Genomic DNA, 19,780 nt, shown 5'->3' with positions numbered 1-19,780 from the left:
AACTCCCTGCTCTTTCCGGAGGTTCATGAGGTTGCCGGCCAGCGGCCGGCACTACCAAAGGAATGTTGAGTTGCCGGCCAGCGGCCGGCACGACCGGGTGTTCGTCAGCGCCGTCGCAGCAGCTTCCACGCGCCCCAGCCGCCGGCGACGAGCGCTGCCAGATAGCACGCCACCATCGTGCGCAGGCCAACCAGGGGGGCCGGACTGACACCGCGATGCAGCCGCAGGTGCAGCGAGCTGTGGCCGCTGCCCAGGTCCATCGCCAGCTGCAGCGCCAGCGCGGCGCAGAACACCAGCAGGGCGATCCCGAAACCCGTGCGCGGCCACGTGGCCTGCGCGTTGGGGCGGCGCAGCACCCAGGCCAATGCCGTGGCTGCGGCCAGCGTCACCGCGATCCACATCAGCGTGGTGGCGGGAGACGTAGCGGCCACCGGCATTGCGCCAGTGGCCGCGATCAGGGCAACGCGCTTACTTGCGGGTGCCGTCGAGCCAGTTCGGGCCCTTGTTGGTAAGGAAGAACACATAGACCACCAACGATACCGCGATCGTGGCGGTCACGTAGATGGCGAACCAGTCGACGTGGCCGGTCTTCAGCGCGCCCTGGTACAGCAGCGGGGCGGTGCCGCCGAACAGCGAGTTGGCCAGCGCATAGCCCAGGCCCACGCCCAGTGCACGCACGTGGGTGGGGAACAGCTCGGCCTTCACCACCGCGTTGATCGAGGTGTAGCCGGTGAGGATGACGAACGCCAGCGCCAGGGTCAGGAAGGCCAGGGTGGCGTCATGCTGGTGCGGCAGCTGGGTGATCAGGTACCAGCTGTACAGCACGCCGCCGACGCCGAAGAACACCAGCAGGGTCTTGCGGCCGATGATGTCCGACAGCCAGCCGCCGACCGGTTGCAGCACCATCAGGAAGGCCAGCACGCCCAGGTTGATCAGGGTGCCGGTCATCGGGTCGTTGCCGGCGAAGGCGCTCTGGATCATCTTCGGGCCGTTCACCGAGTAGGTGTAGAAGGCCACGGTGCCGCCAGCGGTGATCAGGAAGCACAGCAGCAGCGGCCGCCACTGGTGCACGAACAACTCATACATCGAACCGGACTTCTTTGCCTTGCCCTCGCGCGCGGCCTCGATCGACGACTCCGACAGCGATTCGTCCATGCCCCGGCGCAGCCAGAACACCACCACCGCAGCGATGCCACCGATACCGAAGGCGATGCGCCAGCCCCACTCGGAGATCTCCGGCTTGCCCCAGAAGGTCAGCATCAGCAGCAGGGTCAGCTGGGCCAGCACGTGGCCGCCGACCAGGGTGACGTAGTGGAACGAGGACAGGAAGCCGCGACGGCCCGGAATGGCGGCCTCGGACATGTAAGTGGCGCTGGCACCATACTCGCCGCCAGTGGCGAAGCCCTGCAGCAGGCGTGCGAACAACAGGATCACGGCGGCCCAGATGCCGATGCTGGCGGCGGTGGGGGTGATGGCGATGAGGAACGAGCACAGCGCCATCAACGTGACCGAGACGGTCAGCGCCAGGCGGCGGCCGTGGCGGTCGGCGAAGCGGCCGAAGAACCAGGCGCCGATCGGGCGCATCAGGAAGGTCGCCGCGAAGATCGCCCACACGTACAGGGTGGAGTTCTTGTCGTCCGGCGAGAAGAACTGCGATTCGAAGTACACGGCGAACACCGAGTACACGTAGACGTCATACCACTCCACCAGGTTGCCGGCGGAGCCTTTGAGGGTGTTGGAGATCGACCGCCGCAGGGCGGCACGGTCGTTCGCGGGGACAACAGGTTGGGACGTGGTGCTCATCTGGGTGGAAATCCTCGATGCGGCGCGTCCGTGCGCAGGGAAAACGGCGTCCGGCCTTGGGGCGGCGCGGCCGGGCAGCCCTCTTGGTACTGCATCGGCCGTCAACACGGGGTAGCAGACCAGAGCAGGGTGCATGGATGGATGACAGCGTGCCACCGTATGGGGTCCCGGACCATACTCAAAACGTCCTAGAATCCGCCTTCCCCCGGCTCCCTGGTGTGTCATGTCGGCTCCCCCCTCTTCGTCTGCGGCTGCCCCCCGGGGTGGCCTTGTCGCGCTGGCACTGCTGCTGGTCTACGTGGTCTGGGGCTCGACCTATCTGGGCATCGCCAAGGCCCTGCACGGCGGCGCACTACCGCTGACGATGGTCTCCGGCAGCCGCTTCATCATTGCCGGCGGCCTGATGTTCCTGGCCTTGCGCCTGTTCTGGAAGCTGCCGAACCCGACGCTGCGGCAGTGGCGCAACCTGGTCATCATGGGCGTGACCATGCTGGTGCTGGGCAACGGCATGGTGGTGCTGGCCGAGCGCGAGGTGTCCTCGGGCCTGGCCGCCACGGCGGTGGCCTCGGTGCCGCTGTGGATGGCGCTGTTCTCGGCGCTGCGCGGGCAACATGCCAGCCGTGGTGAGTGGCTGGGCATCGCCATCGGCTTCCTCGGCGTGGTCTGGCTCAACGCCGGCAGCAGCCTGACCGGCTCGCCGACCGGGCTGGTGCTGCTGCTGATCGCGCCGATCGGCTGGGCGTTCGGTTCTGTGTGGGCACGCGGCCTGGACCTGCCGGGCCCGTTCATGACCGCGGCCGGGCAGATGATCTGCGGCGGCGTGCTGCTGGTGCTGATCGGCCTGGCGGTGGGCGAGCGCCCGACCACGCTGCCCGATACCGGTGGCCTGCTGGCGATGGCCTATCTGTGCGTGTTCGGCTCCATCGTCGCGTTCACTGCCTACGTATGGCTGCTGCAGAACGTGCGCCCGGCGCTCGCGGGCAGCTATGCGTATGTCAATCCGGTGATCGCGGTGCTGCTGGGCGCGCTGCTCAACGGTGAGCGCTTCGGTTGGCGCGACCTGCTGGCGATGGCGGTGATTCTTCTGGGTGTGGTGGTGCTGACAATGGCAAGGACGAGAAAGAAGTGAGCATGGACGAGAAAGAACAACGCCGGGGCCTGCTGGTCACCGCATCCACCTTCGTGATCTGGGGCCTGGTGCCGGTCTATTGGCACCTGCTCAACGAGGTGCCCTCGTTCCAGATCATCGCCCACCGCATCATCTGGAGCACGGTGCTGGTGCTGAGTTGGCTGTTGATCAGTGCGCGCCTGGGCTGGTGGCGGAAGATCGCCGCGCAGCCGCGCGCGCTGCCGATCCTGCTGGTGTCGAGCCTGACCATCGCGTTCAACTGGGGCCTGTACATCTGGGCGGTCAACGCCGGTCATGTCATCGAGACCAGCCTGGGCTACTTCATCAACCCGCTGGTGAACGTGCTGCTGGGCGTGCTGGTGCTGAAGGAACGGCTGCGCCGGCTGCAGTGGGTAGCGGTGGCAATGGCGGCGGTGGGCGTGGCCTGGCTGACCATCGATGCAGGTACGCCACCGTGGATCGCGCTGGGCCTGGCCTGTTCGTTCGGCTTGTATGGCCTGCTGCGCAAGCTGGTCTCGGTCGACCCGGTGGCCGGCCTCGGCGTGGAGAGCATGTACCTGTTCCTGCCGGCGCTGGCGTTTGCGATCTGGGCCGAGAACGGCCACGGCGGTGCGTTCTTCCATGGTTGGGGCTGGCGCAACGACCTGCTGCTGATCTTCGGCGGCGCGGTCACCGCAGTACCGCTGATCGGCTTCGCCTACGGCGTGAAGCGCATTCCGCTGTCGCTGGTCGGCATCCTGCAGTACATCGCGCCGAGCCTGCAGCTGCTGCTGGGTGTGTTCTTCTTCCATGAGGCATTCGACACTGCCAAGGCGATCGGGTTTGCAGCGATCTGGGCTGGCCTGGTGCTGTTCGTCGGCGACAACATCCGCACGATGCGCGCCAAGCGCTAGCGCCGGCGGGGATCCGACCCTGCTTCCACGCAAAAAAGAACGGCGCCCCGAGGGGCGCCGTTCTGCTTCCATCCACGGCCAGGAGAGAGGGATGGCCGTGGCGGGAACGCGGTTGCAGGCTTAGAAGCGCTGCTGGTACTTCATGTACATGAAGCGGCCGATGTCGAAGCCACCGTAGTAGGTGAAGCTGCTGTTCGGCTGGCTGTACATGATCGGGCCCTGGTGGTTGAACACGTTGTTCACGCCCAGCGACACGGTGCCATCCCACGGCAGGCTGTAGCGCACCTGCAGGTCGTGGAAGGTGTTGGAGCCCACCTTGTTGGTCGGCGAGGCGCTGGTGTACGACGAGTTGAAGCCCGGCATGTTGCACTCGTCCATGTACGAGCACTTCTCCTTCATGCTGGAGTAGTAGCGCGCGGTCCAGCCGATGCCGAGGTCGCCATACTGCCAATCCAGGTTGAAGGTGGAGCGCACGCGGAAGTCGCCCGCCCAACCGGTACGCTGTTCCACCGGGGTGGTGGCGGCGCTGTCGTTGCGCTGCTCCAGATAGTCGGTGTAGGTGGTGTTCCAGTTGACGGCGAACTTGCCGAACGCGGTTTCCGGCAGGCGGTAACGCACGTTGATGTCATAGCCGGCAGTTTCGCGGTAGCCCGCGTTGACCAGCGAGCGGTCCAGCGAGTTGACCTGGCCGTTGCTGCCACGGGTGAAGCGGCCACAGGCAGCATCCGAACCCTGCACGTAGCACTGTTCCAGGATGTTGGTGGCCGACTCACCGACGATGGCGTTGTCGATGCGGATCTTCCACCAGTCCAGGCTGACGTCCAGGCCCTGTACGAAGTCCGGGCTGTAGACCAGGCCCACGGTCCAGGTCTTGGCGGTTTCCGGCTTCAGGTCCGGGTTGGAACCCGAGCTGAAATCGGTGGTGGCCTGCTGGCCGGGCTTGGTGGCCACGCTGCCATCGCTGTTGAGCTGGCGGAAGTTGGCCGGCACCTTCAGCGCCTGGCAACGGGCAGCGACGGCCGGACTGCTGGCGGCGGTGCCGAAGGAGGTATCGCACGGGTCGGTGAACGAGTCGCGACTGCTGACGGTGCCGCCATACAGGTCATCCACGGTCGGCGCACGGAAGCCGGTGCCGTAGGTGGCGCGCACCAGCAGGCTGTCGATCGGCTTCCACTTCAGGCCGAACTTGCTGTTGGTGGTGGAACCGAAGTTGTTGTAGTCCGAGTAGCGACCGGCCACGTCCAGCGACAGTTCGCGGGCGAACGGCAGGTCGGCCAGCAACGGCACCTGCAGTTCCAGGTAGGCCTCGTTGAGCGAGTAGTTGCCGCGGGTCGGCTGGCCGCTGGTGCCGGCGATCTCGCCCTTCTGCACCTTCATGTCCGGCGTGTAGCTGGCCTCCTCGCTGCGGTGCTCGAAGCCCATCGCGGCCAGGATGTCGCCGGCCGGCAGGGTGAACAGCGAACCGGAGATGTTGCCGCTGGCGACCTTGGTGGTGCTCTGCATCTTGTCGACGAAGCGGGTGAACAGGTAGTCCTGCACGTCCTGGTTGCTCAGCGAGCCCGGGCCGGTGTAGCCCATCGGGGCAGACGGGTTCCACGGCACGCAGCCGGCGATCACCGCGCCCGGCGTACCGCAACGGGCCACGTTGCCGTCCATGAAGGACGGGCCGACGGCCAGGTTGACGTGCGGCTGGTACATGCTGCCGGTACCGATGCGCTCGCCTTCGTTGCGGTTGTACATGTAGTTGATGTTCCAGTCCCAGTACCGCGAACCGGTTTCGAAGCTGCCTTCCAGGCCGATGCTGGCGCGCTTGGTTTCCAGGTTGTTCTCGGTGCCGCGCGGCAGTTCCTCGGTGCGGTGCGCGAACAGCGCATCCTGGCCCCACAGGTTGAACGCGCTGTCCTTGGACAGGGCGGCACGGCTGCCATTGCGGGCCTGCGCGGCGCTGACCGAGTACGGGTAGCCGGCCAGGTGCTTGGTCGACTCGCGCTTGCTGTACAGCGCGTCGGCGACGATGCGCAGGTTGTCGGTGATCGAGAAGCCACCGTTGGCGAACACCGAGGTGCGCTCCAGGCCGGTCAGCAGGCTCATGTTCGACTTGGTGTTGGCACCATCGGCCGGGTCCGGCGCATGGAAGTTGCCGGCCTTGCTCGGGTCGCCGCCCGGACCCACGGTCAGGTTCTTGCCACCGACGGTGACGTAGCCCCACGGCGTGTTGCCGTTGAGGCCATCGTTCGGGTGGCGCGGGCCGTTGGTGTAACGGCTGAACTCGCGGTCCTTGCCCAGCACCTCGTCTTCCTTGGTGCGCTCGGCGCCCACGCTGAACCAGCCGCGCTCGAAGGTCTTGCCGAAGGTTGCACTGTATGCGCGCTTCTGGCCGTCACCCTGGCCGTACTGGCCGACATAGACGCTGGCTTCGCCACCATCGAAATTCTTGCGGGTGATGATGTTGACCACACCGGCGATGGCATCGGAGCCGTACAGCGCGGAGGCGCCGTCGGTCAGCACTTCCACGCGCTCGACGATGGACGACGGGATCGAGGCCAGGTCGGAGTAGCCGCCGGCGCTGACGCCCATGCGGCGGCCGTCGATCAGCACCAGGCTGCGTTCCGGGCCAAGGTTGCGCAGGCTGACGTACATGCCGCCGAAATCGCGCGAAGAAGTCAGCGACGAGGCGCGGCTCATGCTCGGCGCACCGGCGGCAGGAATGTCCTGCAGGATGTCGGCGACGTTGACGTAACCCTTCTTCTCGATCTCGGCGCGGTTGAGCGCGACCACCGGCTGTGCGGTTTCGACACTGGCCTGGCGGATGCGCGAGCCGGTGATTTCGATGCGGTCGAGGTTGGTCGGGGTATCGCCGGCGCTCTGTGCGAAGGCGGGGGTGGTGCAGCTGGCGGCCAGCGCGATGACGATCGCGTTGCGCAGCGGATTGGTTTTCAGGGACATCCGTGAAATCTCGTGTTTCAGTAAAAACATGCGCCCGTTCTATGGGCGCGTGGGGTGCTGCAAACCAACGTGGGGGGCGCGATTCTAGAATGTTTCTATTCGTAACTGTTTGTCTCGACGCCGCTGGAAGTGCGCGAAGATGAATCGCAACCAACAATCCACAGATGCACTGTGCGCAGCGTCACGCGCGCTGCGTTTGCGATGAGTAGAGGCATCGATAGCGGCACAGAACCGCCACGCTTGAGCGGTTGTGACAACACGCCGCAGTGCGCACTTGTACGCAGGTGCCTATCCGTTGCGATGCATCCACCCGCATGAAATGCTCTTCGCGCTGTCATCGAAAACAAGAGGCGAAGGAATGATCCAGCTCGACGAAGCACGCCGTCGCGTGCAGGCTGCACTTGCCAGCGACGATGAGCCGGTTGCCATCACGCACGAGCATGAGATGGTCGAAGGCTGGCTGTTCTGCTTCCAGTCGCTGCGCTACCTGCAATCCGGCGAGATCTCGGACGCACTGGCCGGCAATGGCCCGATCTTCGTCGACAGGCATACGGGTGAGCAGCACGCGCTGGGCACGGCGTACGCGCCGGAGGAGGCTGTTCGCCGGCATTTGGCCCTGCGGCACCCACCATCCGATATTGCGGCGATGGATGCCTGAGTTCAGCAACGAAAAAGGGACGGAGCCTTCGCTCCGTCCCCCTGCGTGATGCGCAGTCCACCGCTGCATGATGCTCAGGTTTCGCGCAGCGCCGTAGTGATCGGCAAACGCGCCGCGCGCAGCGCCGGGAACAGGCCGCCGACCAGGCCGATGCCCAGTGCCCATTTCAGGCCGGTCCACAGCAGTTCCGGTGATACGTGGAACTTGAACACCACCGCGCTGAAGTTGCTGCCGATGGTGGACACGCTGTAGCCATTGAACAGCAGCCATGCAACCGCACAGCCGAGCAGGCCACCGAGCAGCGCCAGCAGCATCGTTTCCAGCATCACGGCCGTCACCACCGGCAGGCCGCGGAAGCCGATCGCACGCATGGTGGCGATTTCGCGGGCGCGCGTGGCCACGGCCGCATACATGGTGTTGAGCGCGCCGAACACCGCACCGACCGCCATGATCGTGCCGATCACCTTGCCCAGGATGTCGATCAGCTTGGTCAGCCCGCCGCCCTGCTTGCTGTAGTAGACGCGGGTGGTTTCCACGTCCAGCTTCAGGCGTGGGTCGGCAGCGACGGCCGCCTTGAACTGATCGAAGCCGGCCTTGCCATCGGTACGCACGCTGATCGACTGCCAGGCGCTGCGCTGGTAGGTGGTGGCCAGCGTATCGGCGTCGGTCCACAGTTCCGAATCATGCGCATCGCCAGTGGCGAACACACCGACCACGGTCCAGGTCTGGTTGCCCAGCGTCAGCGTCCTGCCGACCTCCATGTCGCGGAACTGGCCCTTGGCGCCCTGGCCGACCACGATCTCGCGCAGCCCGGTGGCGAACTTGCGGCCCTCAACGATCTTGACCTTGTCATGCACCGCCCACGCCTGCGGGCCGACGCCGCGGAACTGCGCGTTGACGTCGGTGCCATCGGACTTGGACACCAGGTTGACCACCTGCGACAGCTCCGGTGACAACAACGGCCGGCCCTGCGCATCGCGGCTGATGCCGGGCAGGGTGGACAGCATGGGTACCTGTTCGCGGGTGATCACCGAGTTGGTCTCGGCCTGCGAGCCACCGCGCAGCACGATGGCAGTGGTGTCATCGCCGGTGTTGTTGAGCGTGGCCTGGAAGCCTTCGCCCATCGCCAGCATCGCCACCAGCACGCCGACCACGCCAGCGATGCCGACCACGATCACCGAGGACGCGCCCCAGCGCTGCGGCAGGCTGGCAACGCCGATGCGGGTGGCGGCCAACGCCAGCCGTCCACCGCGGGTCAGCAGCAACCACAGGGCCACCAGCACGGCCACGGCCAGCACGCCGATCCACGGCAGGCTGATCCACAGCACCAGGCCGACCGCCAGCAGCAGCACCGTCACGCCGTTGCCCAGCCACTTCTTGAGTTTGCTCTTGAACATGTCTGTGTTCTCCTCAGCGACCGGCCAGTGCGTCGACGATCTTCAGGCGCTTGGCACGCAGCGCTGGCAACAGGCCGACGATGATGCCGATCACCACGATCAGGCCCAGCCCCATCAGCCAGGTTGGCGTCGGCACGTGCGGCGGCAGCATGCCCATGCTCTTCGGGCCGATGGCCGGCAGGATCAGGGCGGCCAGGCCCATGCCGATCAGGCCGCCCAGGCCGATCAGCAGCACCGACTCCACCATCACCAGGGTCAGCACAGTGCTGTCCTTGAAGCCCAGCGTTTTCAGCGTGGCCAGCTCCGGCACGCGCTCGCGCACGGCCTGCGCCATGGTGTTGCCGGTCAACAGCAGCAGGGTGAAGAACACCGCGCCCATGATCGAGGTGACGATCATGCCGATATCCGCGAACTGCTTGACGAAGGCCTGCTGGAACGCCGATTCGGTCTGGGTCTTGGTCTCGTGGTCGGAGTTGGCCGAGATCGCATCGATCGCCTGTGCCACCCGCGAGGAATGGTCCGGGTTGTCCAGCGTCACCGTGTACCAGCTCACCTGGTTCTTGATGTAGTCGTTGGATTCATCGAAGTATTTCCAGTTCATCATCAACTGGCGTTCTTCGTTGGCGGCCAGCGCACGGTCCTTGGAACGGTAGATGCCCTTGAGCACCAGCGGCCAGTCGTTGCTGCCGCCACGCGGGAAGATCGTCGCCTGCAGCGGGATGGTATCGCCGATCTTCCAGCCGAACTGCTTGGCCAGGGTTTCGCCGACGATGGCGCCGGTGCGGGTCTGCTTCCAGTCCTCCAGTTGTGCCGGATCGATCTGCAGCTCGCGGTAGACATCGAAGTAGTTGGGTGACACCGAGAAGTTCGGGAAGAAGTTCTTCGGGTCCTGGTAGATGCCACCAAACCACATGCCATAAGCCACGTCACGGACGCCGGCCACCTGCCGAACCTGTGCTTCCAGCCGGATCGGCAGTGACTGGGTGATCGACAGCCGCGAGGCCACCACCAGGCGGTTGGCGCCTTCCACGCTGCCACCCGACGAGAACGCCACGCGCACCGAATCGAGCATGCCGAACAGCAGGAACGCGGCCACCACCGACAGCAGGGTCAGCAAGGTGCGCGTGCGGCTGCGGAACAGCTGCGCCCACACCAACGAGAAGTATTTCATCGCTGTGGCCTCCGTCAGTGGGCCAGCGGCGCGTCGGCCAGCTCGCCCTTGTCCAGGTGCACCGTGTGCGTGGCGTACTCGGCGGCCTTCGGGTCATGGGTGACCATGATGATGGTCTTGCCGTGCTCGCGGTTGAGCTGCTGCAGCAGGCCGAGGATCTCCTCGGCCGATTGGCGGTCGAGGTCGCCGGTTGGTTCGTCGCAGATCAGGAAGGTCGGATCGGAGACGATCGCGCGGGCGATCGCCACGCGCTGCTGCTGGCCGCCGGACAGTTCATTCGGGCGGTGGCTGCGACGGTCGGCCAGGCCGACCAGGGTGAGCGCGATTTCGGCATTGCGGCGGCGCTGCGCCGCACTGAGGTGGGTCAGCAGCAGCGGCAGTTCCACGTTCTTCTGCGCGGTCAGCATCGGCATCAGGTTGTAGAACTGGAATACGAAGCCGACATGGTGGCTGCGCCACGTCGACAGCTGGCCGCCACTCATCTGGTCGATGCGCTCGCCCTCGATGCTGATCTCGCCGCCAGTGGGGCTGTCCAGGCCGCCGATCAGGTTGAGCAGGGTGGTCTTGCCCGAACCGGACGGGCCCATCAGCGCGACGAAGTCGCCGCTGGCGATGTCCAGGTCGATGCCATGCAACACCTGCACTTGCTCGGGGCCACGCTGGTAGGTCTTGGTGATGTTGCGCAGTGAAACCAGGGTCGACATGGGTGGTTCTCCACGGGAGGCGGGAAACGGGGAAGCGCACCTGCGGCGGCCGCAGGCGTGCGTCGAGCGATGCTGCCGGCCGCGCCCACGGGCGCCAGGCCGTTACTGCGCTTGTTTCTGTTGCACCTTGGCGCCATCGCGCAGGGTGTCCGGCGGGTTCACCACCACCGATTCACCTGCGCTCACGCCCTTGAGGATCTGGCGGTCCTTGCCCATCGCCTGGCCGGCCTCGACCGTGCGCTGCTGCACGCGGCTCTCGTCACCCAGCACGAAGGCCACCGAGGCACCGTCGCGCTGGACCACGGCGCCGCCCGGCACGCGCACGCCCTGCGGCTTGGCCACGGCCTGCGGCTGCGCCTGTTCCAGGAAGCTGACCCGCACGCCCATCTCCGGCACGATGCGCGGGTCTTTCACCTTCAGCGCCACGCGCACCTTCACCGTGGCCTTGCCGCGGTCGGCGGTGGGGATGATGGCGATCACCTCGCCGGGAATCTTCCATTCCGGGTAGGCGTTGAGCGTGGCTTCCACCGGCATCTTCGGCTGCACGCGGCCGATGAAAGCCTCGCCGACCTCGACTTCGATCTCCAGCGAGTCCATGTCCACGATGGTGCCGATGCCGGTACGGGTGAACCCACCACCCGCCGACAGCGGCGAAACGATCTCGCCGGGCTGCGCCGCCTTGGCGGTGACCACGCCGGAGAACGGCGCGCGCACGATGTTGTTGTCCACGCCCAGATCGGCGATGGCCAGCTGGTCGTTGGCAACCTTGACGTTGCGCTGCGCGGTATCCAGCTGCGCACGCAGGCTGTCGCGCTGGGCCACGGCCTGGTCGTACTGCGAGCGCGAGACCAGCTGCTGGCCAACCAGAGCCTGCAGGCGGCTGGCTTCGGCGGCGGCCTGCCTCTGCTGCGCCTCCAGCCCGGCGACCTGGCTGCGTGCGGCCTGCAGCTGCGAGGCATACAGGCTGCGCTGCGCGTCGGCATCGATCGGGTCGAGCGTGGCCATCACCTGGCCAGCTTCGACCCGCATGCCTTCTTCGATCATCACCTCGCGCACCTTGCCGGTGATCTTGGCCGATACCGTGGCCATGCGCCGGGCGACCACGTAGCCACTGGCGTCGAGCACCGAGCTGCTGGCGCTGCCCTGCTGGATGGCCACGGCGGGAGCGGTTTCCACCTCTACGGCCGGTGCGCGACCGAACAGGTAGGCCACGGCCGCGGCGACCAGCAGCACGACCACGATGATCGCGATCCACAACCAGCGGCGACCACCGCCATTGCCTCCGGAGGCCGGCGGCGGCGACTTGCGGTCGATACGGAGTTCCTTCAACAGCTCGGCAGAAGCGTTCATTCGTTCCATCACAGGCGTTCGGGCGGGTGTGGCCGGAAGCGCGGACGACGGCGGTTCCGGCGGTGGAGCGTGCGGCACAGCATGAAGGCAGGTACAGCGATGACGGCAGTGACAGCTGTCATCCGATGACACTGACGGCGGCAACTGCGAAATGTGACCACGACGGCACAGGATGGCAACGTCTCCGCTACCGGTACCGCCCATGGATCCGATCGCCCTATTGCCGGCCCGCCGCAGCGGCGCCGCCAAGCGTACCGTGATCTGCGCTCGGCTGCGCCAGTGCCGCCCAGCCGACGGTGGCGCCTGCGCGCAGGCGGCTGAACTGGCATGATCGGCGGCGATCGTCCCCGCCTGGAACCGCCCGTGCCGTCCATCTGGCTTGCCTCGCTGCTGCGCCCCGCGCCCGACTCGGCGGTGGCCGATACGCTGCGCCGGGGAAAGTCCCCCTGGGGCGAGGCAATCCACCTGCTGTGGTCAGTGTGGATCTTCCTGACGCCCTTGCTTGGCCATGGCTTCACCCTGCGCTGGCTGCTGCTGACGCTGGCCAGCTACCCGGTGTTCCTGCTGCTGTACGCCAAAGTGATGGTGGCGCCGCGCCATCACGCCCCGCGCTATGCCCTGGGCCTGATCGCGATGTCGCTGGTGCTGCTGCCCTGGTACCCGTCCGGGCTGACCTACTTCGTGTTCGGCTGCGTGCTGCTGCGGGTGAGCGGTCGCGGAGGGTGGTGGCAGTATCTGCTGCAGCTCACTGGCCTGAACCTCCTGTTCTGCAGCCTCGCCCTGCTGTTCCAGTACCCGTGGCAGAGCCTGGTCTGGATCCCCGCCGTGTCCTATATCGTCGGCCTGGTCGTGAACGTGGAGGCACTCAACCAGCAGAAGGATGCGGCACTGCAGCTGTCGCAGGACGAGGTGCGGCGGCTGGCGGCCACTGCCGAGCGCGAACGCATCGGCCGCGACCTGCATGACCTGCTCGGTCACACCCTGTCGCTGATCACGTTGAAGCTGGAGCTGGCGCGCAAGCTGCACGACCGCGGCGACGCGCGCGCGCGGGTGGAGATCGGCGAGGCCGAGGCCATCGCCCGCGAAGCGCTGGCACAGGTCCGCAGCGCGGTCACCGGCATCCGCGCCAGTGACCTGGCCGGTGAGCTGGCGTCGGCGCGGCTGCTGCTGGAGTGCCAGCAGGTCCACCTTCAATACGCACCCCCACCGGCGATGCCGGTGGATGTCGAACGCGGGCTGGCGCTGGTGCTGCGCGAGGCCGCGACCAATATCGTGCGCCACGCACAGGCGACGCAGGCACGGGTGGAGTTCATGCTGGAGGGACGCATGCTGGCGATGCAGATCCGCGACGATGGTCGTGGCGGCGTGCAGGCCGAGGGCAATGGGTTGTGCGGCATGCGCGAACGCGTGGCCGCCCTGGGTGGAAGCCTGCAGGTGCAGTCCGCAAGGGGCGAGGGTACGGTGCTGACCGTGCGCGTGCCACTGGCCGCCGCGACCACACCGCTGCCGCCAGGCGTGCCGCCGTCGCTGGTGCAGGACGGTGCCGCATGATCCGCATCCTGCTGGCCGAAGACCAGGCGATGGTACGCGGCGCACTGTCGGCGCTGCTGGGCCTGGAAGCGGATATCGAAGTGCTGGGCAGCGCCGCCGACGGCGAAACCGCGTGGCGCATGCTGCAGCAGCTGCAGCCGGACATCCTGGTGACCGACATCGAGATGCCGGGCTTGTCCGGGTTGGAGCTTGCACAGCGCATCGCGCGTCACGAGCTGCCGATCAAGGTGGTGATCGTGACCACCTTTGCCCGCGCCGGTTTCCTGCGCCGTGCGTTGGAAGCGGGCGTGCTGGGCTATCTGCTGAAGGATGCACCGGCCGAGAACCTGGCCGAGGCACTGCGCAAGGTGAAGCAGGGCATCCGCGCGATCGACCCGCAGCTGGCACTGGATGCGTGGTCGCAGGCCGATCCGCTGACCGACCGTGAGCGTCGCGTGCTGCGGCTGGCGGGCGAGGGCCGCACCGCCAGCGAGATCGCCGAACAGCTGGGGTTGTCGCACGGCACAGTGCGCAACTATCTGTCCGAGTGCATCGGCAAGCTGGGCGTGGCCAACCGGATCGAGGCGTACCGGCTGGCGCGGCAGAAGGGGTGGCTGTAGGGGCGGCCTGCCTTTCCTGGTGATGTCGTTTCCGCGACCGCGGGTGGGTGTTACTTTCTTTGCGCGCAAAGAAAGTAACCAAAGAAACGCTCCGCCGGCCGCGAGCCGGCGCGCTTCGCACGCCGGTGCCCTGCGCTCCTCGGTCCGTCGAGGGACGGTGCGGGAACTCGCTGCGCTCAGACACCCGCACCTCTTCGCCCTCGCCGGACCTGCGGTGCTCGGCTCGCTCAAGGCGGACTTGAAGGTCAAGCTCAACAGCAAGAGCATCCACGCATGGCGTGGATCTACTGGGTGCAGCTTCTGCCTTTGACGTTGGTTCCGCCTTGAGCGAGCCGAGCATCGCAGGGGAATCAGGGGCGAAGAGGCGCCGGTGTTTGAGCGTAGCGAGTTCGGCGCCGTCCCCTGATTCACCGAGAAGCACAGGGCACCGGTGCGCAGCACCGGCTCGCGCTCTGGCGGCGCGTTTCTTTTGGTTACTTTTCTTTTCGCGCGAAAAGAAAAGTGACACCCCCCGCGGTCGCGGAAACGATCCGCCGGGAACTCCCGGCGAACCCGATCATCACTCCTTCCCGCGCGCCATCGCCTGGAACACCCCGTCCCGCCGCACCCACAGGTGGAACAACGCCGCACCCACATGCATCAGCACCGTAGCGAACAGCACATACGCCAACAGGCTGTGCGCATTGCGCAAGGCGGCATACAACGCCGGGGTGTGCGGCACGATCGGCGGCAGGTGCAGCCCTCCCCACAACACGATCGGGTATCCGCCGGCCGACAGCATCGCCCAGCCGATCAACGGCATCGCCAGCATCAGCGCGTACAGCATCCAGTGCGAGGCCTTGGCCGCTACCCCCTGCCAGACCGGCAGGTCGGCAGGCAGCGCCGGTGGGCGATGGCGCAGCCGGTTGTACAGGCGCAGCAGCGCCAGCAACAGGATCGCGATGCCCAGTGGGCGGTGCAGGTCGATCAGCGCGGGACGCAGGTGCAGCGAGGCGACCATGGTCACGCCGATGAACAGCATGGCGACGATCATCAGCGCCATGGACCAGTGCAGCACCCGCGCCAGCAGGTTGAAGTGGCCGTTGCCGGTGCTCATCGTGCGGCCTCCTTCGGTTGTTCGACGTTGCCGCTGGCGCGCTCGCGTTCACGGCGGTTGAAGGACTGCGAGTACACCGCCGAGCGGGCCGCCAGGATCGGATCATTACTGCCGCGCACCCCACTGGGCAGGATCAGCGGATCGAAATTGATCTGGCCGCAGGCGCCCTGTTCCTGCGATTGCATGCGGTCCAGGCTGAGCACACCCGCCACTACCTGGTCACGCGACTCGGGCCACGGCACCGACGGATCATCGATGGCGTCGCCGGGCTCGGCGGTGGTCACGACCAGGTTCCAGCGCACCGGGCCGCGGGCCAGGCGCTGCTGCAGTTCCTGGCTGAGGAAATCGACGCTGGCCTGCTTGCGCGCTTCCGCATCCATCTCCACCACCGGCGCCAGCGGCTGCCAGCGCCAGCGCACCGCACGCTTCTGGCCCTGCGCATTGATGAACCAGAAACTGTTGACGCTGTTGAAAGTGGTGTCGGCCCAGCTGCTGGTCCATGGCGCTGTCTTCGCCCACTGCTGGAACGCCTGCGCACTGGGGTATTTCGCCAGCACTGCCGCCATCTTCTGCGGGTCCGGCTTGCCGGTGGCCGGGTCGGGAATCGAGGCGCGGGTCTGCTCGTAGAACGCCTCGGCCGTGGGTACCGCGAAGAACGGGAAGCTGTTCATCGCCATGCGCCATTCCTGGCCATCATCGCTGACCATCTGCACCGCCAGGCTGCGCACGCGTGCGGTGTTGTCGGCGCCGTAGGGGTCGCCGCCACCGATCGACAGGCGGCCCATCACCGGCACACGCGTCTGCGAGAACACCCGGGCACTGGACAGGGTAGGGGCCTGCGCGCTGGGTTCGAACCAGCCGCTTACGCAGACGCCCTTGCTGTGTGCACGGCGGAAGCCCGGATGGGCCGGGCCGGTGGCCTCGATGGTGTCGGTGAAGCGCTGCGCGGTGAGGCGGTCGCCCATCCAGCCGGCCAGCCAGGCGAAGGCCAGCGCCACGGTACCCAGGATGAGCGCGATCAGCGCGATCCAGAGCAGGGGGGAATGCTTGCGCGGTGCGCCCGGCGTCTGGCCGGCACGGGTGTAGCCGAAGAGCGACATGGTCGGAGTCCTGCCTTCACGGAGCGTGTGGGTGGTCGACCCACACATCCTCGCAGAACCCTTCCAGGCCCGGTATTCAAATTTTCGTCAAGTTTGCCGGGGACGGCGTGCCGACCAAGGCCGGCACCCACCCGATCAGCTGTAACGCGCCTTCAACATCGCCCACGCCGAGCGCAGCGCCAGCGCTTCGCCACCGGCCGGACGGCCCGGGCGTTCGCCGTCGTTCCAGGCGTACACGTCCAGGTGCGCCCAGCGCTGGCCTTCTTCGAGGAAGCGCTCCAGGTACAGCGCGGCGGTTACCGAGCCGGCCATGCGCGAACCGGCATTGGCCAGGTCGGCAATGCCGCTGCTCAGATAGCGCAGGTAGGGCCGCCACAGCGGCATGCGCCAGACCGGGTCACGGGTTGCGTCGCCGGCCTGCAGCCACTGCTGCGCCACCGTGTCGTCGTTGCTGAAGAGCGCCGGCAGATCCGGACCCAGCGCGATGCGTGCGGCACCGGTGAGCGTGGCGAAATCCAGCACAAGGTCCGGCTTCTGCTCACCGGCGAAGGTCAGCGCATCGCACAGGATCACGCGGCCTTCGGCATCGGTGTTGTCGATCTCCACGCTCAGGCCCTTGCGGGTGGCGATCACTTCGCCCGGGCGGAACGCATCCGGACCGATCGCATTTTCCACCGCCGGCACCAGCAGCGTCAGGCGCACCGGCAGTCCGCGCGCCATCACCAGGCCGGCCAGGGCCAGCGCATGCGCGGCGCCGCCCATGTCCTTCTTCATGTTGCGCATGCCGTCGGCCGGCTTGATGTCCAGGCCGCCGGTATCAAAGCACACGCCCTTGCCGACCAGCACCAGTGCCGGGTCGGTTTCCTTGCCCCAGCGCAGCACCACCAGGCGCGGCGCACGGTGCGACGCGCGGCCCACGGCGTGGATGGCCGGGAAGTTCTGCTTCAGCAGTTCATCGCCGGTGATCGCCTCGACCTGCGCACCATGTGCATCGGCCAGTGCACGCGCGGCGTCTTCCAGCTGCTGCGGCCCCATGTCTTCGGTCGGGGTGTTGACCCAGTCGCGCACGCGCAGGCTGGCGGCGATCAGGTCGGCCACTTCGCCGGACGGTGCGGCCACCAGCTGCGCCGGGGCGCGGTTGCGCTTGCGGTAACGGTCGAAGCGGTAGCTGCCCAAGCCCCAGCCCAGCTGCAGCAGCGCCTGTTCGGCGGCAGGCAGTTCATTGGCCAGCTGCCAGACACTGCCTTCCGGCAGCGCGTGCGGCGCATGCGCATAGCTGTAGGCATCGGCGCGATCACCGACACCGATCACCGCGCCGGCCAGGCCCTCACTGCCGGGCAGCAGGGCCACGCTGTGCGCACCGGCAGTGAAACCCTGCGAGGCCAGCCAGGCCTGGGTGGCGGCCGGTTGGCCGTCCTTCCAGGCGGCGAACTGCTCGCGGTCCAGCACGTACAGCGGCAGCGCCGCGGTGGTGTCGGCGGTGAAACCAGTGATCTCGCTCATGCGTCAGGTACTCCGGGATGCGGCGGCGTCGAGGTTGGCGTCCAACCAGTCGGCCAGGCCGGTGAGGGTGTCGAACTGCAGGTCCGGCTGCAGTTTCGGATGGGTCCAGGTGGCTGCTTCGCGGTTGATCCAGCACCCGCGCAGGCCGGCGGCGATCGCCCCGGCCACGTCCATTTCGGCGTGGTCGCCGACATGCAGTACCTGTGCCGGCGCCACACCCAGTCGGGTGCAGGCGGCGTGGAAAATGCTTGCCTCCGGCTTGGCCGCGCCGTGTTCGCGCGCGCCCAGCTGGAAGGCGAAATGATGCGCCAGGCCGATCCGCTCCAGATCGGCGTTGCCGTTGCTCAGCGCTGCCACCGGCACCCGCGCGGCAATCCGCGCCAGCGCATCGATCGCATCGGGATAGCACTCGACCTGATTGCGTGCGGCGTAGAACGCTTCGTACGCTGGCTCCAGCAGATCGAGGCTGGCGCCACTGGCGTGCAGCGCTTCGTGCAGGGTCAGCCGGCGCAGTGCGCTCAGGTCGTGATGGAGGTGCGGATGGGCGTGGTACAGGCGCTCGCGCAGTTCGCGCATTGCCGCCACCGGATACATCTTGGCCGTGGCGGGGCTGTTTTCACGCATCCACTCGTGCAGGACCAGGTCGATGCGGGCGCCGATCGGAGCGAACGGCCACAGCGTGTCGTCAAGGTCGAGAGTGATGGCTTGGACGGGAAAATTCACCCGGCCATTCTACGCCTGCCCGCGCGGGCTTTCATTCCAGCAGCCGTGCCCAGCCCTGCATGCCGTCCAGCCGTGCCAGCACCAGCTTGATGCAGACCAGCAGCGGCACCGCCAGCAGCAGGCCGATCATGCCCCAGGCCCAGCCGAACACCATCAGCGCCAGGATCAGCACCAGCGGCGACAGCTTCATGCGCCGGCCCAGCACGATCGGGGTCACCATCTGCCCTTCCAGAGTGTGCAGGGCCAGGTACGCGGCCGCCGGCAGCAGCGCCTGCAGCGGGTCGCGGAATTCCACGAAGCCCATCAGCAGCATCAGTGCCACGCCGATCAGCGGGCCGACGTACGGGGCAAAATTCAGCAGCGCGGCCACCGTGCCCCACAGCAGCGCCTCCTGCAGGCCGATGCCGAGCAGCATCAGCACGCCTGCGAACACCAGCCCGACCAGGGTGTTGATCACGCTGATGGTCAGCACGTAGCGCGAGACCTCGCGCTCGATCGACCGCAGGATGTCGGCGGTGAAGCGCTGCTGCTGGCGGTTCGGGAACAGCGCGATTGCCGCGCGCTGCAGGCTCTGCCCATAGATCATGAAGAACAGGGTCAGCAGCACCACGGCCAGCACCGAGGCGGCAAGCCGTGGCGCGCGGGTCAGCATGCGGTACGGGTCGTCGAGCTGGGTGCGGATCACCTGCACCTTGTGGTTGCTGTCGCCGCCGGCGACGCGCGCGAAGTTCTCCGCCGCCTGGTTGGCCTGCTGCACCGGCTTGGTCAGGTCCTGCACCTGGCGGGCGACCTTGCGCAGCTGCTGCGGGGCTTCCTGCGCCCATTCCATCGCCGGGCCGATCAATTGCACCGCCAGCGAACCGGTCACGCCCAGGCCGGCGCCGAGAATCAGCAGCGCGCCCAGCGCGCGCGGAATCCACAGTTTCTGCAGCAGGCGCAGGATCGGGTTGCCGACCAGTGCGAAGAACATCGCCAGCAGCACCGGCAGGATGATGTCCTGCGCAGCCCACAGCGTGTAGCCCACCGCCAGGGTCGCCAGCACCACCAGCGACATCGGCCCGCGTGGGCGAGACGGAGGCGGCAGCGGTGCCTCCGGGTCCTGCGGATCGGCTGGTGACAGGGACAGGGAGGACTCGCTCATCGACGCATCAGCCGGA

The 19,780-nt window shown here is 67.1% G+C and carries 18 protein-coding genes; 6 read left to right on the top strand and 12 right to left on the bottom strand.

Annotated elements, in window-relative coordinates:
* Positions 1-104: 104 nt before the first annotated feature.
* Positions 105-437 (bottom strand): hypothetical protein, encoded by a 333-nt coding sequence (locus tag ABGA94_RS12080; protein ID WP_005420584.1) that lies wholly within the window; start codon positions 435-437, stop codon positions 105-107.
* 31 nt (positions 438-468) lie between these two features.
* Positions 469-1,803 carry an MFS transporter gene (locus ABGA94_RS12075; RefSeq protein ID WP_005420583.1) on the bottom strand — a complete coding sequence of 445 codons (1,335 nt, stop codon included), beginning with the start codon at positions 1,801-1,803 and terminating at the stop codon, positions 469-471.
* Between the two features lie 223 nt (positions 1,804-2,026).
* Between ABGA94_RS12075 and yedA the strand changes: the two genes are divergently transcribed.
* Together yedA and rarD are read left to right on the top strand one after the other, a co-directional pair.
* Positions 2,027-2,932 carry a drug/metabolite exporter YedA gene (gene yedA / locus ABGA94_RS12070; protein ID WP_005420582.1) on the top strand — a complete coding sequence of 302 codons (906 nt, stop codon included), beginning with the start codon at positions 2,027-2,029 and terminating at the stop codon, positions 2,930-2,932.
* Complete coding sequence (rarD, locus tag ABGA94_RS12065; protein WP_065185636.1) at positions 2,929-3,825, top strand: EamA family transporter RarD; 897 nt, start codon at positions 2,929-2,931, stop codon at positions 3,823-3,825. Before yedA ends, rarD begins: the two co-directional genes overlap by 4 nt.
* 120 nt (positions 3,826-3,945) lie before the next feature.
* On the opposite strand, the gene ABGA94_RS12060 is transcribed toward rarD, so the two are convergent.
* Positions 3,946-6,771, bottom strand: coding sequence for a TonB-dependent receptor (locus ABGA94_RS12060; RefSeq protein ID WP_375367387.1), 2,826 nt, complete (start codon positions 6,769-6,771; stop codon positions 3,946-3,948).
* Positions 6,772-7,129: 358 nt separating this feature from the next.
* Here ABGA94_RS12060 and ABGA94_RS12055 point away from each other — a divergent pair, with 358 nt between their 5' ends.
* On the top strand, positions 7,130-7,429 hold the full coding sequence (locus ABGA94_RS12055; protein ID WP_338167641.1) for a YrhB domain-containing protein: 300 nt from the start codon (positions 7,130-7,132) through the stop codon (positions 7,427-7,429).
* A gap of 74 nt (positions 7,430-7,503) precedes the next feature.
* Here the strand turns inward: ABGA94_RS12055 and ABGA94_RS12050 are convergent, their stop codons facing one another.
* From ABGA94_RS12050 to ABGA94_RS12035, 4 genes are all read right to left on the bottom strand, one after another.
* On the bottom strand, positions 7,504-8,826 hold the full coding sequence (locus ABGA94_RS12050) for an ABC transporter permease (protein ID WP_005420576.1): 1,323 nt from the start codon (positions 8,824-8,826) through the stop codon (positions 7,504-7,506).
* A 13-nt stretch (positions 8,827-8,839) separates the two neighbouring features.
* Complete coding sequence (locus ABGA94_RS12045; protein WP_005420575.1) at positions 8,840-9,997, bottom strand: ABC transporter permease; 1,158 nt, start codon at positions 9,995-9,997, stop codon at positions 8,840-8,842.
* A 14-nt stretch (positions 9,998-10,011) separates the two neighbouring features.
* A complete protein-coding gene (locus ABGA94_RS12040; protein WP_005420572.1) occupies positions 10,012-10,701 on the bottom strand; it encodes an ABC transporter ATP-binding protein in 690 nt (229 codons plus the stop codon).
* 102 nt (positions 10,702-10,803) lie between these two features.
* Positions 10,804-12,051, bottom strand: a complete 1,248-nt coding sequence (locus tag ABGA94_RS12035) for an efflux RND transporter periplasmic adaptor subunit (protein WP_005420570.1) — start codon at positions 12,049-12,051, stop codon at positions 10,804-10,806.
* 202 nt (positions 12,052-12,253) lie between these two features.
* Between ABGA94_RS12035 and ABGA94_RS12030 the strand changes: the two genes are divergently transcribed.
* From ABGA94_RS12030 to ABGA94_RS12020, 3 genes are read left to right on the top strand one after another with little or no spacing between them, the layout of a single operon-like run.
* Positions 12,254-12,382, top strand: coding sequence for a hypothetical protein (locus ABGA94_RS12030; protein WP_255313029.1), 129 nt, complete (start codon positions 12,254-12,256; stop codon positions 12,380-12,382).
* Complete coding sequence (locus tag ABGA94_RS12025; protein ID WP_065185640.1) at positions 12,379-13,602, top strand: sensor histidine kinase; 1,224 nt, start codon at positions 12,379-12,381, stop codon at positions 13,600-13,602. The genes ABGA94_RS12030 and ABGA94_RS12025 overlap by 4 nt, the downstream gene beginning before the upstream one ends.
* Positions 13,599-14,201: a response regulator transcription factor gene (locus ABGA94_RS12020; protein ID WP_005420563.1), complete on the top strand. Its 603-nt coding sequence runs from the start codon at positions 13,599-13,601 to the stop codon at positions 14,199-14,201. The genes ABGA94_RS12025 and ABGA94_RS12020 overlap by 4 nt, the downstream gene beginning before the upstream one ends.
* 559 nt (positions 14,202-14,760) lie before the next feature.
* On the opposite strand, the gene ABGA94_RS12015 is transcribed toward ABGA94_RS12020, so the two are convergent.
* The 5 genes from ABGA94_RS12015 to ABGA94_RS11995 form a co-directional block, all read right to left on the bottom strand.
* Entirely contained in the window at positions 14,761-15,297 is a 537-nt protein-coding gene (locus ABGA94_RS12015) for a cytochrome b (RefSeq protein ID WP_005420561.1), read from the bottom strand.
* Positions 15,294-16,397, bottom strand: coding sequence for a catalase family peroxidase (locus ABGA94_RS12010; RefSeq protein ID WP_171958080.1), 1,104 nt, complete (start codon positions 16,395-16,397; stop codon positions 15,294-15,296). Before ABGA94_RS12010 ends, ABGA94_RS12015 begins: the two co-directional genes overlap by 4 nt.
* Positions 16,398-16,532: 135 nt before the next feature.
* Positions 16,533-17,900: a M17 family metallopeptidase gene (locus tag ABGA94_RS12005; RefSeq protein ID WP_188248774.1), complete on the bottom strand. Its 1,368-nt coding sequence runs from the start codon at positions 17,898-17,900 to the stop codon at positions 16,533-16,535.
* 3 nt (positions 17,901-17,903) lie between these two features.
* The gene (locus ABGA94_RS12000; protein ID WP_005420554.1) at positions 17,904-18,623 is read right to left on the bottom strand and encodes an HAD family hydrolase; all 720 of its coding nucleotides are present in this window, start codon (positions 18,621-18,623) and stop codon (positions 17,904-17,906) included.
* Positions 18,624-18,654: 31 nt separating this feature from the next.
* Positions 18,655-19,764: an AI-2E family transporter gene (locus tag ABGA94_RS11995; RefSeq protein WP_005420552.1), complete on the bottom strand. Its 1,110-nt coding sequence runs from the start codon at positions 19,762-19,764 to the stop codon at positions 18,655-18,657.
* Between the last annotated feature and the right edge of the window lie 16 nt (positions 19,765-19,780).

The organism is Stenotrophomonas sp. 3diitr2024 (assembly GCF_042136455.1).
Taxonomy (GTDB): Bacteria; Pseudomonadota; Gammaproteobacteria; order Xanthomonadales; family Xanthomonadaceae; genus Stenotrophomonas; species Stenotrophomonas sepilia.
This window is presented reverse-complemented; position numbering and strand designations above follow the sequence as displayed.

Bases quoted from the DNA above. Each gene is read 5' to 3' on its own strand.
- ABGA94_RS12025 (WP_065185640.1), top strand. From the start codon at position 12,379: ATGATCGGCGGCGATCGTCCCCGCCTGGAACCGCCCGTGCCGTCCATC.
- ABGA94_RS12055 (WP_338167641.1), top strand. From the start codon at position 7,130: ATGATCCAGCTCGACGAAGCACGCCGTCGCGTGCAGGCTGCACTTGCC.
- ABGA94_RS11995 (WP_005420552.1), bottom strand. From the start codon at position 19,764: ATGAGCGAGTCCTCCCTGTCCCTGTCACCAGCCGATCCGCAGGACCCG.
- ABGA94_RS12040 (WP_005420572.1), bottom strand. From the start codon at position 10,701: ATGTCGACCCTGGTTTCACTGCGCAACATCACCAAGACCTACCAGCGT.
- ABGA94_RS12050 (WP_005420576.1), bottom strand. From the start codon at position 8,826: ATGTTCAAGAGCAAACTCAAGAAGTGGCTGGGCAACGGCGTGACGGTG.
- yedA (WP_005420582.1), top strand. From the start codon at position 2,027: ATGTCGGCTCCCCCCTCTTCGTCTGCGGCTGCCCCCCGGGGTGGCCTT.
- ABGA94_RS12005 (WP_188248774.1), bottom strand. From the start codon at position 17,900: ATGAGCGAGATCACTGGTTTCACCGCCGACACCACCGCGGCGCTGCCG.
- ABGA94_RS12060 (WP_375367387.1), bottom strand. From the start codon at position 6,771: ATGTCCCTGAAAACCAATCCGCTGCGCAACGCGATCGTCATCGCGCTG.
- ABGA94_RS12030 (WP_255313029.1), top strand. From the start codon at position 12,254: ATGGATCCGATCGCCCTATTGCCGGCCCGCCGCAGCGGCGCCGCCAAG.
- ABGA94_RS12015 (WP_005420561.1), bottom strand. From the start codon at position 15,297: ATGAGCACCGGCAACGGCCACTTCAACCTGCTGGCGCGGGTGCTGCAC.
- ABGA94_RS12080 (WP_005420584.1), bottom strand. From the start codon at position 437: ATGCCGGTGGCCGCTACGTCTCCCGCCACCACGCTGATGTGGATCGCG.
- ABGA94_RS12045 (WP_005420575.1), bottom strand. From the start codon at position 9,997: ATGAAATACTTCTCGTTGGTGTGGGCGCAGCTGTTCCGCAGCCGCACG.
- ABGA94_RS12020 (WP_005420563.1), top strand. From the start codon at position 13,599: ATGATCCGCATCCTGCTGGCCGAAGACCAGGCGATGGTACGCGGCGCA.
- ABGA94_RS12010 (WP_171958080.1), bottom strand. From the start codon at position 16,397: ATGTCGCTCTTCGGCTACACCCGTGCCGGCCAGACGCCGGGCGCACCG.
- ABGA94_RS12035 (WP_005420570.1), bottom strand. From the start codon at position 12,051: ATGAACGCTTCTGCCGAGCTGTTGAAGGAACTCCGTATCGACCGCAAG.
- ABGA94_RS12075 (WP_005420583.1), bottom strand. From the start codon at position 1,803: ATGAGCACCACGTCCCAACCTGTTGTCCCCGCGAACGACCGTGCCGCC.